Annotated in this window: 12 protein-coding genes; 4 read left to right on the forward strand and 8 right to left on the reverse strand. The window is 51.2% G+C overall.

Annotated features, from left to right (window positions below):
- The first annotated feature begins 8 nt into the window (after positions 1-8).
- The gene (locus ACVBEF_RS11935) at positions 9-266 is read left to right on the forward strand and encodes a type II toxin-antitoxin system prevent-host-death family antitoxin (protein ID WP_447124164.1); all 258 of its coding nucleotides are present in this window, start codon (positions 9-11) and stop codon (positions 264-266) included.
- On the forward strand, positions 256-510 hold the full coding sequence (locus ACVBEF_RS11940) for a Txe/YoeB family addiction module toxin (protein WP_447124177.1): 255 nt from the start codon (positions 256-258) through the stop codon (positions 508-510). The genes ACVBEF_RS11935 and ACVBEF_RS11940 overlap by 11 nt, the downstream gene beginning before the upstream one ends.
- Before the next feature lie 154 nt (positions 511-664).
- Here the strand turns inward: ACVBEF_RS11940 and ACVBEF_RS11945 are convergent, their stop codons facing one another.
- From ACVBEF_RS11945 to ACVBEF_RS11980, 8 genes are all read right to left on the reverse strand, one after another.
- The gene (locus ACVBEF_RS11945; RefSeq protein ID WP_447124165.1) at positions 665-1,183 is read right to left on the reverse strand and encodes an AAA family ATPase; all 519 of its coding nucleotides are present in this window, start codon (positions 1,181-1,183) and stop codon (positions 665-667) included.
- A 170-nt stretch (positions 1,184-1,353) separates the two neighbouring features.
- Positions 1,354-1,791, reverse strand: a complete 438-nt coding sequence (locus ACVBEF_RS11950; protein WP_447124166.1) for a helix-turn-helix domain-containing protein — start codon at positions 1,789-1,791, stop codon at positions 1,354-1,356.
- Positions 1,788-2,084, reverse strand: a complete 297-nt coding sequence (locus tag ACVBEF_RS11955) for a type II toxin-antitoxin system HigB family toxin (RefSeq protein ID WP_447124167.1) — start codon at positions 2,082-2,084, stop codon at positions 1,788-1,790. Before ACVBEF_RS11955 ends, ACVBEF_RS11950 begins: the two co-directional genes overlap by 4 nt.
- A 47-nt stretch (positions 2,085-2,131) precedes the next feature.
- Entirely contained in the window at positions 2,132-2,809 is a 678-nt protein-coding gene (locus ACVBEF_RS11960) for a DUF3299 domain-containing protein (protein WP_447124168.1), read from the reverse strand.
- A 12-nt stretch (positions 2,810-2,821) separates the two neighbouring features.
- On the reverse strand, positions 2,822-4,084 hold the full coding sequence (locus ACVBEF_RS11965; protein WP_447124169.1) for an ABC transporter permease: 1,263 nt from the start codon (positions 4,082-4,084) through the stop codon (positions 2,822-2,824).
- Positions 4,081-4,806: an ABC transporter ATP-binding protein gene (locus ACVBEF_RS11970; RefSeq protein WP_447124170.1), complete on the reverse strand. Its 726-nt coding sequence runs from the start codon at positions 4,804-4,806 to the stop codon at positions 4,081-4,083. Before ACVBEF_RS11970 ends, ACVBEF_RS11965 begins: the two co-directional genes overlap by 4 nt.
- 15 nt (positions 4,807-4,821) lie before the next feature.
- Complete coding sequence (locus ACVBEF_RS11975; protein WP_447124171.1) at positions 4,822-5,391, reverse strand: DUF2796 domain-containing protein; 570 nt, start codon at positions 5,389-5,391, stop codon at positions 4,822-4,824.
- A gap of 137 nt (positions 5,392-5,528) precedes the next feature.
- Positions 5,529-6,389: a LysR family transcriptional regulator gene (locus ACVBEF_RS11980; protein WP_447124172.1), complete on the reverse strand. Its 861-nt coding sequence runs from the start codon at positions 6,387-6,389 to the stop codon at positions 5,529-5,531.
- 214 nt (positions 6,390-6,603) lie between these two features.
- Here ACVBEF_RS11980 and ACVBEF_RS11985 point away from each other — a divergent pair, with 214 nt between their 5' ends.
- Positions 6,604-7,038, forward strand: a complete 435-nt coding sequence (locus ACVBEF_RS11985; protein ID WP_447124173.1) for a multidrug/biocide efflux PACE transporter — start codon at positions 6,604-6,606, stop codon at positions 7,036-7,038.
- A 179-nt stretch (positions 7,039-7,217) separates the two neighbouring features.
- Positions 7,218-8,576, forward strand: a complete 1,359-nt coding sequence (locus tag ACVBEF_RS11990; RefSeq protein ID WP_447124174.1) for an MATE family efflux transporter — start codon at positions 7,218-7,220, stop codon at positions 8,574-8,576.
- Positions 8,577-8,621: the final 45 nt, after the last annotated feature.

Consider the following 8,621-nt stretch of genomic DNA (forward strand, 5'->3'; position numbering starts at 1 on the left):
AGTAAATCATGGATGCATTGAACTATAGCTTTACCAGACAAAACCTCACTGCGGTGATGGACAAGGTCGGGCAAGATCACGCCCCGGTGTTAATTACGCGTCAAAAAGGTGATCCGGTAGTCATGATGTCGTTAGATGACTACAACGCATTGGAAGAAACAGCCTTTCTTTTACGTAACCCCAAAAATGCGAAACGATTGATGAAATCGATCGAATCTTTGCGAGCTGGTCAAGGCGTTGTGCGTGAGTTGCCAGATGAGGATTGAGTGGTCTGAGGAGGGGTGGGAAGATTATGTATATTGGCAAACGAGTAATACGTTAATGTTGAAACGTATTAATGCACTTATTAAAGATATTCTGCGCGATCCCTACACCGGGATTGGTAAGCCAGAGCCTTTAAAGCATCAATTATCAGGTTTTTGGTCAAGACGGATTGATAACGAGCATCGCTTAGTCTATGCGATTGAATCTGGCAGGCTGCAAATTGCGCAATGTCGCTCTCATTATTAATTTATTACTCACATTATAAAAATACATCAGATTGCCCGCAATATCGTGCAGGCGCATGGCGGAGAGTTAGTGTTGGAGAATCATCCTGAGGGCGGGTTGGTGGCGATGATTGTGTTGCCGGGGTGATTAATGTATGGACAGTGAGTAATTGTCATCAAACGATCAAACCAATCGTTGGTGGGAGATTTTTGATGATTTGATTCACCACATGGTCAACTGAAATATTGGCGGTATCGGACACAACATGATCATGGTTCCAAGGATCATATTGACGTTCAAGCACTGCTTTCCAGTCTGGCAGTGCATGACCTGAAATGTCTGCTATTCGTGACTCAATTCTCCGGCAATGTTCTACTTGGTCGGTGCAAATCAATTCAACCTCGAATATCTCTACGCCAGCTTCAAGCGCTACATTTCTCCAGGCATTGCGCGTGATGTTTAACGGATTCACCGAATCAACGATGACGGTTAACCCACCGCGCAGATTATCTCCCGCGATGGCATACCCAGCGAAGTAGCCGGAAGATCCGATATCAGCTTGGCTAATACCGGCTCTGATGAGTGCTTGTTCTAGCGAATCTATGCGTAAATAAACTGCAGCGAGTTTGCGTGCCAGCTTTCGCGCAATCGTTGTTTTTCCAGTTCCAGGTAAACCTCCAAACACAATCAACATTGTGGTTTCCTCATACATTAAGCACCATTCTTTGTAGTTGCCAAAATTCACTATAGTCGCTTCGCTTAACCTGGAAACAGCGTTTCTCTTTTACGTAGTCCGAAAATGCCAAACGTTTGATGAATGCGATCGCATCTTTGCGCGCAGGGCAAGGCGTTGTGCGTGATATCTTATAAAAACACATCAGCATGCACATGAAAGCGATGCGCAAGGCGTTTGGCGATCTCTTTGCTGATAGAGCGCTTGCCGCTCAGAATGTCAGATATGCGGCTTTGCGGCGCGCAGTCTTTCATGTCTTCTTGCTTGAGACCGTGTTGCTCCATCAAAAAACGTAAAACCTCGCTCGGTTCCGCTTCCGGAATCTGAAAATGCGCATCTTCGTAAGCCTTCACCTGATCGGCAAGATAGTCCAATACATCGGCGAGCGGATGGTTCTCGTTGTCGCCTACGGCTTCGAGCAGTACGGCAATTGTTGCGCTCACTTGTGCGTACTCGTCGTCGGTGTGGACCGAGGTAGCGCCGATGATTTGTTTAAATGGCAGCCACGCATTAAGAATGGCTTGCGATTCTGGTACTGCCTTGGTGGTGCTTCTTATTGTGTGTTTCATTGTATTTTCCGTTTCCAATTACTACGGTCATATTCTTTGTGCGTTAAAACATCGCGGATGTAAACCTTATTGCGGTTGTAGTGAATCGCCGCGATTAATCGATATTTGTTGCCGCCGATGTTGAAAACCGTCAGGCCATCGACATAATCGGCAGAGGCGAAGGTCGCTCTCAAGTCATTAAAATCGGTAAAGAGTTGGTTTTCCATCGTCCGATACCAGGCTTGTAAGGGACTTTGGGCGTCTGGATGTTTTGTCCAAAATTCAATGAGGGTCGGTTTGGTAATGACATGCATAGGTGTTATTTTATACCAAAATGGTATGTTGGTAGGTTTTAATCGGATTATTTAGCATCCCCATCTTTATACATCTCCACACTTTGGGCCACCAGCGCATACCCGGCGTCGCCCATATCGGTCGAGCTTGGCGTGACCTTTAAGACGCCGCTGATCCAGACCGCATCCATCGTGCGCACGCCTTTGATGGGTTTGATGCTGTTGACGTGGATGATCTGATTTGCCGGTGGCGGCGGGACGTGAATACAGCCGCCGAAGTAGGGCACCAGCAAGAATTCTTTTAATGCCTCACCTTCGCGATCGAGCGATACGACAAAGCCTGGAATCTTGATGGGTTTTCCATCCATGGCGGAGTTGATCGGGGCGTCTTTCCAGTATTCTTTGGCCTTTTCCAGCGCTGCCTGGGCACGTGGATCGTCATCCTCAAGTTTGCTGAAATCGATGCCCTTGAACGGTTTCATAGGGTCCCAACTGGCGGGGGCGAGTTGTTCCCATTGGATTTCTTGATAGGGTGATGCCACCTTCGCTGGCATGGGTTGGCTTGGGGTTGATGCGACCAGCGGTGCTTGTTGCAGACGATCACCGATTTTATAGCCGCCATCGAGCGCTGCCGTTTGCGCTTTCAGCATGGCTGTTGCAGCGCGGTCGGCATAGATATACCGGCCGACTATTCCTGTGCCGAGACCTGCGATGACGATGGCACCTATCCATAGATATTTTTTCATATGAACCTTGTTTTACACCCTTGGCGTCAAGCCGTCCGACAAACTGAGCCGATACGCTCGCAAGCCTGGCAATACACTGGCGATCAAACCGCCGCAGATGGTCCACAGCAGTAACCACAGCTCGCCCGTAGTCGGCAAGGCCGGATGCATGGCGATGCCAAATTGCGTTGCGAGCAGCGGCCCGAGCAACAGGATGGCGAGGTTTAAGAAGACGACCCCGAGCAGCACGCCAACGAGCATGACGACAACACCTTCGAGCGCTAACAGAAAGAAGATCGTGATCGGATGCGCGCCGACCGAGCGCAGTATCGCTAGCTCGCGCCGCCGTTCGCCGAGGCTGGCGAGGATGGCGGAGACGAGTCCTGCCAGTCCGACGATGACGACCATCGCAGACACTGCTAAGAGTGCTTTTTCACCGACGCCGACGACTTGCCACAATTCATCGAGGGCTACGCCCGGCAAGACGGCCATTTGCGGATCGTCTTTGTCGTTGGCAATGGCACGTTGCAAGGCAAATACGCTGGCCCGGTTTTTCAGTCCGACCAATACCGCCGTGACGGTTTTGGGTGTCAGATCGAATTTTTTCACCATTTCAGACGGAATCATCAAGCCTTTGATCGGTGCACCAGCTTCCCAATCGAGATGAATGGCTTCCATCGCGTCTAGTCCGATATGCACGGTGCGGTCAACGGGCGTGCCGGTGCTGGCCAAAATGCCGCTGACGACGAACGGTTTGTCGGCATGCTCGATCAGGTGCGGGCCGCCGCTGCCGTGGCTGAGGGTAATTTTGTCGCCGAGTTGGTAATGGAGTTGTTTGGCAACGTCTGCGCCGAGTACGGTTTGAAAGACGTCGTGAAACGGCTGACCGGCTTCGAAGCGCAGCGGTTGTTTGTCGCCGTAATGAAAATGCGTGAAATAGTTACCATTGGTCGCCAATACCGGAAAGCCGCGATGCGAGTCGCCCAGCGAGAGCGGAATCGTCCATGCTACGGCGGGATTGCGGGCCAGTTTTTGCGCGCTGTCCCAGCCAATATTGTTGGTCGCCCCGCCGATGTGAAAAATCGCGTACAGCATCAATTGGACCGAGCTGGTGCGTGCGCCGACGACCAGATCGGTGCCAGAGACGGATTGCGAAAAGCTCTCGCGCACATCGTGGCGGATGCGCTCAACGCCTAACAACAGCGTGGTGGAGAGGGCGATGGCGACCATGATCAGGGCCAGAGTAAAACGACGATTCCAGGCGCTGAGTGCGGCTAGTTTGATCAACATGTTCATAGCTGATCCTCAGGGACGGCGGCGTGGTTGAGTTCATTTAAGGCCAGTTGATGACTGAAGCGCGATGCCAGGCGTTGATCGTGGCTGACAAACAGCAGCGTGGAGCGGGCTTGTTCGCACTCGCGCTGGACCAGATCGAGAAAGCGTTGTTGCCGGTCGGCGTCAAGCGCGGAGGTCGGCTCATCGGCGACGATGATTTCCGGTTGGCCGATCAGTGCGCGGGCGGCGGCAACCCGTTGTTGTTGACCGATGGATAATTGCGTGACGGGTTTGCGCCATAGCGATGGGGCCAGATCGAGACTGCCTAACAACGACTCGGCGGCGTTGCGCAAAGTGCTGCCTTGGGCCAGAGCGCGTTGCCGTCGATAGCGTGAAAACTGGCATGGGAGCAGGACATTATCGAGTATCGATAAATACGGAATTAAATTGAATTGCTGAAAAATAAAGCCGATGTGATCAACCCGAAACTGGTCCCGTGCCGAGGCAGAAATACTGTGGAGTTCGGTGCCGAGGATGGTGATGCTGCCTTGCTGCGGCACGACGATTCCACCTATGAGTGCCAGCAAGGTGCTTTTGCCGCTGCCGCTGGGACCGGCGATAAATACCTGATCCTGACGCGCAACTGTAAACCTATCCATTTGCAGAGTTGGCGCAGGCTGACCGGGCCAGCTGAAAGAGACATTTTCTAAATCGATGACGATTTGATTGGCGATTTCGCTCATGAGATGGTGTGCACTTTATTCCCAGGAAATCCGGGATGCCGATGGTAGCAGCGTGGCTGCAATCTGTTTTTCGGGGGTGACCATTTGGACCTCAATTTTTTGGAAACCCTTAAATTGTGCGAAGAGTGCGACGTCGATGCTCTGTAGCCGTTCAGGATGCGCACACTGGAAAATGAAATCGGCGTCGAGGTCGGCATGGCCCGGCTCTGCCGGGGTATTTATCGCCGCCGATGCCAGAGGTTCGCCCAATAATGTCGGATCAAGCGCGGCGGAGATCAATTTGACCGATACCGGTCGGCATGCCGCGGCGGGCGTTGCGACAAATACTTTTTCTGCCATGCGTAAGGTCTGGGCCATTTGTTGCGCAGCTTGTTTATCTTTAGCGCTGGTAGCTGCGTGTTCGAATCCCAACAGGTTCATCAGCGGCGAATCCAGATGCAGTGTGAGTTGCGATCCATCGACGGCGACGTCGAGTTTGCCAACGCCGTGGACGTGGGCTTCGTGAGCTATTGCGGGGGAGAGTGTCAGACAGAGGAGCGAGGCGAACAGGGTGCTAATGGTGGGGCCGGAAAGTGCGCGTTTCATGTTGTCTTTCGTATTTTTTAATGCGATCAGCACAGAGTGATGAGGTAAAGCCATTCTGCAACAGTGTTGCATTATAGGGCTAAATCAGCATCCAGTTGAGGCAAGAAATGTTTCAGACTATGTCTGCGGCGCTGTTTTTAAGGAGCCAATAAGGTGTCCAACAGCCAACCTCCGGCCTGTCCCAATCCATGGCGTCGTGACCAGACCGCATCGACCTGAATGGTTTTAGGCCAGCCCCGTACCTGCAATTCCAGCAAAGCATCCGCCGCAAAGCGCAGCACCAGCCAACGGGGCAGTTCAGCCCAGCCGAATCCCAGTTCGGTCATTTCGAGTAACAACAAATAGCTCGATGACGACCAGCAGAGGCCGCGGCGGCGTTCCACGATATCGTCCAGATAGGTATTGAGGCGTAATTCGCGCGCTTCGCGCAACATTTCCGTTGTGACATGCGGGACCGTTGCCAGGGGATGATTTTTTGCGACATACAGTCCGATCTCCGAACGCTCCGCCATCGATTCGAATCCGACATCGGGCGGATAGTCTGGTTGCGCGGCGACTAAGCCAAGTTGTGCGCGTCCCTCTTGCACCAAGGCCACCACGTCAGAGTGTTCGGCGATCATGCATTCGAGTTCGAGTTCCGGGTAACGTCGCTCAAAATCCAGCAAAATCGATTCGAAACGGTTCGATTGGTAAGTGTCCGAGAGCACCAACGTCAGCGTCGGCTCCAATCCATCAGCGAGTCGATGGGCTGAGCGTGAGAGGCGGTCACTGGCATCCAAAACTTGTTGTGCATGAATCAACATTGCCTTGCCATGACTGGTCAAGGTCGGTCGGCGCGTGCTGCGATCAAAGAGCAATAACCCTAAATCAATTTCAAGATTGGCAATGGCTTCACTGACGGTGGATTGCTGTTTATTGAGTTTGCGTGCAGCGGCGGAGAACGACCCTTGCGCGGCAGCTTCTACAAAAATAAAGAGGGATTCTAAAGAGTGGGACATGAGGAATATGGGTTTGATGATCGGAAATACCGATGGTTAGCTATTTTGTAGTATCAATAAAATCCAAGAGAATGGCAACCTTTGAATAATAGGACTTACGCAAAATTGCCCCAGCGGCATTATCCCTCCTAGCAGTACTAAAGTACTGGCATCAAAGGTCTGCCTTGCTGGAACAATTTTCCGTAAGTCCTAAAAAATAAGGTGTTGAATTGATATGAATAACAATAAAACTTTCGCTGAACGTTGCTTGCATGCACTATCTTTTGAAGCGCTCGCAGTCGTTCTCAGCGCCCCGATTTTATCGTGGTTAATGGGCGTGTCGATGGCCAAGGCTGGTCTGCTGACCTTGATGATTTCTCTCATCGCCATGGTGTGGAATGTGATTTTTAATACCTTCTTTGATCGCCTTGAGCGACGTTTTAAGATCGTCCGCACGGTCCGGGTCCGGGTGATGCATGCGCTATCGTTTGAGTTGGGTCTGATTGCGATTGTGATTCCATTAGCGGCATGGGGACTTGATATGAGTTTGATCGACGCATTCTTTCTCGATATCGGTTTGGTGCTGTTTTTCTTGCCTTATACCTTTCTGTTTAATCTTGGCTACGACAAAATCCGCGAAGCCGTCATCAGAAAACGGTGTGTTGCATAGCCGTATTTCATTGCCCTTTGCCATACAGAGCATGCGGGTGTTCTTTAGTTGCGCCTCTCTAAGGAATGCCTATTTCTTATGGGCAATTTCGATTACATTGAGCGAAAATATTCCTGCAGTAATACCAGATTCAAGACGCTGCTTGCGTTATGCACAACTCCTGCTTTAGAAAAAACCTTATGCAAAATACTTCCCGAAAATCACTCTTAAAAGAATTTATTGTCTTAGCTATTCCGACATTGCTGTCCGGTTGGGTCTACACCTTGTATACCTTCGTGGATGGCATTTTTATTGGTCGCTATCTGGGCTCGCAATCGTTGGCCGCCCTCAATTTGCTGGTGCCTTTGATATACGTCCCGTATGCACTGAGCTTGATGATAGGGGTCGGGGGCGCGACCTTGATTGCGCGACTTTTAGGCGAAAATCGCCATGATGAAGCTCGTCGCGTATTTACCCAGGCCTTGTGGAGCATGCTTGCTATCGGTATTGCTTTGAGCGTCGTGGTTTTGACGAATACGGCGAAAATAGCCGAATTGATGGGCGCGACCGGTCATCTGGCCGAACTCGTAGAAGACTATTTGAGTAGCTACGCCTGGTTTATTTTGTTTGCGCAGGCCTTGTATGCATTGGAGTTTTTCTTGCGTACTGAAGGCGCAAAAGCGGCTGCGTTTGGCTTGTACGCGATGTTTTTTGGTGCTTTGGTCAATATCGTCCTGGATTATTACTTCATCGTCGTCAATCCCCACGGTATGAAGGGGGCGGGATTGGCAACCGGGATCAGCATGATGGTTTCCAGTGGCACGATGCTGATCTATCATTTTTATAAAGCCAAAAACGTCAAGCCTTGCTGGAATGCGTTTAAGGGCGGCAGCCAGGTGGGCACGATGTTGTACAACGGTTCGTCCGAATTTCTGGGCGCAATTGCGCCAGTTGTGACGGTCTTTGTATTCAATCGGGTGGTCTTGGGCGCCTATGGTGAGAGCGGACTGGCAGCCTATGCGATTTTGGAATACATGACGCTGGCCGCCGTCGTCACCATGATGGGTATTGTGCAAACCATGCAGCCGATGATCAGTTTTTATCGCGGTGCCCAGCAACCGCGCGCCGTGCATACCGTGTTTACTTTCGGGACATCGTTGGTGATGGGGGTTGCTGCGTTGATCGCGGTCGTGATGCTGGTATTTTCGCGGCAACTGACATTCTTGTTTTTACCAGACGGCGGAGCTGCGTGGGATGTATTGGCACCGGTGATCATTTGGTACGCATTGGCATTCTTGCCGACGGGTTGTAATTTGATTGCCGCCGGTTATCTGACGGCGGTGGAGCGTCCGGGCGCATCGGCGGTGATTGCAGTGTTGCGTAGCTGGGTATTGTTGCTGGGTTCGTTGTGGTTGCTTAACAAGTACTTTGGTGGTGATGGGATCTGGTATGCCTTACTCATCACAGAACTATTAACGTTAATTGCCAGCGTGTGGCTTGTTTTGCGCTATCAACGTCAAATGAAGTTGTCTGCCAGTGCCCGTATAGCGGGTGTTTGAACCCATAACTCTCCATATAAAAAGCCGCACTTTCTAACAAGAAAG

The sequence above is a fragment of the Glaciimonas sp. GG7 genome (assembly GCF_052976905.1).

Bases quoted from the DNA above. Each gene is read 5' to 3' on its own strand.
- ACVBEF_RS11970 (WP_447124170.1), bottom strand. From the start codon at position 4,806: ATGAGCGAAATCGCCAATCAAATCGTCATCGATTTAGAAAATGTCTCT.
- ACVBEF_RS11955 (WP_447124167.1), bottom strand. From the start codon at position 2,084: ATGCATGTCATTACCAAACCGACCCTCATTGAATTTTGGACAAAACAT.
- ACVBEF_RS11960 (WP_447124168.1), bottom strand. From the start codon at position 2,809: ATGAAAAAATATCTATGGATAGGTGCCATCGTCATCGCAGGTCTCGGC.
- ACVBEF_RS11980 (WP_447124172.1), bottom strand. From the start codon at position 6,389: ATGTCCCACTCTTTAGAATCCCTCTTTATTTTTGTAGAAGCTGCCGCG.
- ACVBEF_RS11985 (WP_447124173.1), top strand. From the start codon at position 6,604: ATGAATAACAATAAAACTTTCGCTGAACGTTGCTTGCATGCACTATCT.
- ACVBEF_RS11950 (WP_447124166.1), bottom strand. From the start codon at position 1,791: ATGAAACACACAATAAGAAGCACCACCAAGGCAGTACCAGAATCGCAA.
- ACVBEF_RS11940 (WP_447124177.1), top strand. From the start codon at position 256: ATGAGGATTGAGTGGTCTGAGGAGGGGTGGGAAGATTATGTATATTGG.
- ACVBEF_RS11975 (WP_447124171.1), bottom strand. From the start codon at position 5,391: ATGAAACGCGCACTTTCCGGCCCCACCATTAGCACCCTGTTCGCCTCG.
- ACVBEF_RS11990 (WP_447124174.1), top strand. From the start codon at position 7,218: ATGCAAAATACTTCCCGAAAATCACTCTTAAAAGAATTTATTGTCTTA.
- ACVBEF_RS11945 (WP_447124165.1), bottom strand. From the start codon at position 1,183: ATGTTGATTGTGTTTGGAGGTTTACCTGGAACTGGAAAAACAACGATT.
- ACVBEF_RS11935 (WP_447124164.1), top strand. From the start codon at position 9: ATGGATGCATTGAACTATAGCTTTACCAGACAAAACCTCACTGCGGTG.
- ACVBEF_RS11965 (WP_447124169.1), bottom strand. From the start codon at position 4,084: ATGAACATGTTGATCAAACTAGCCGCACTCAGCGCCTGGAATCGTCGT.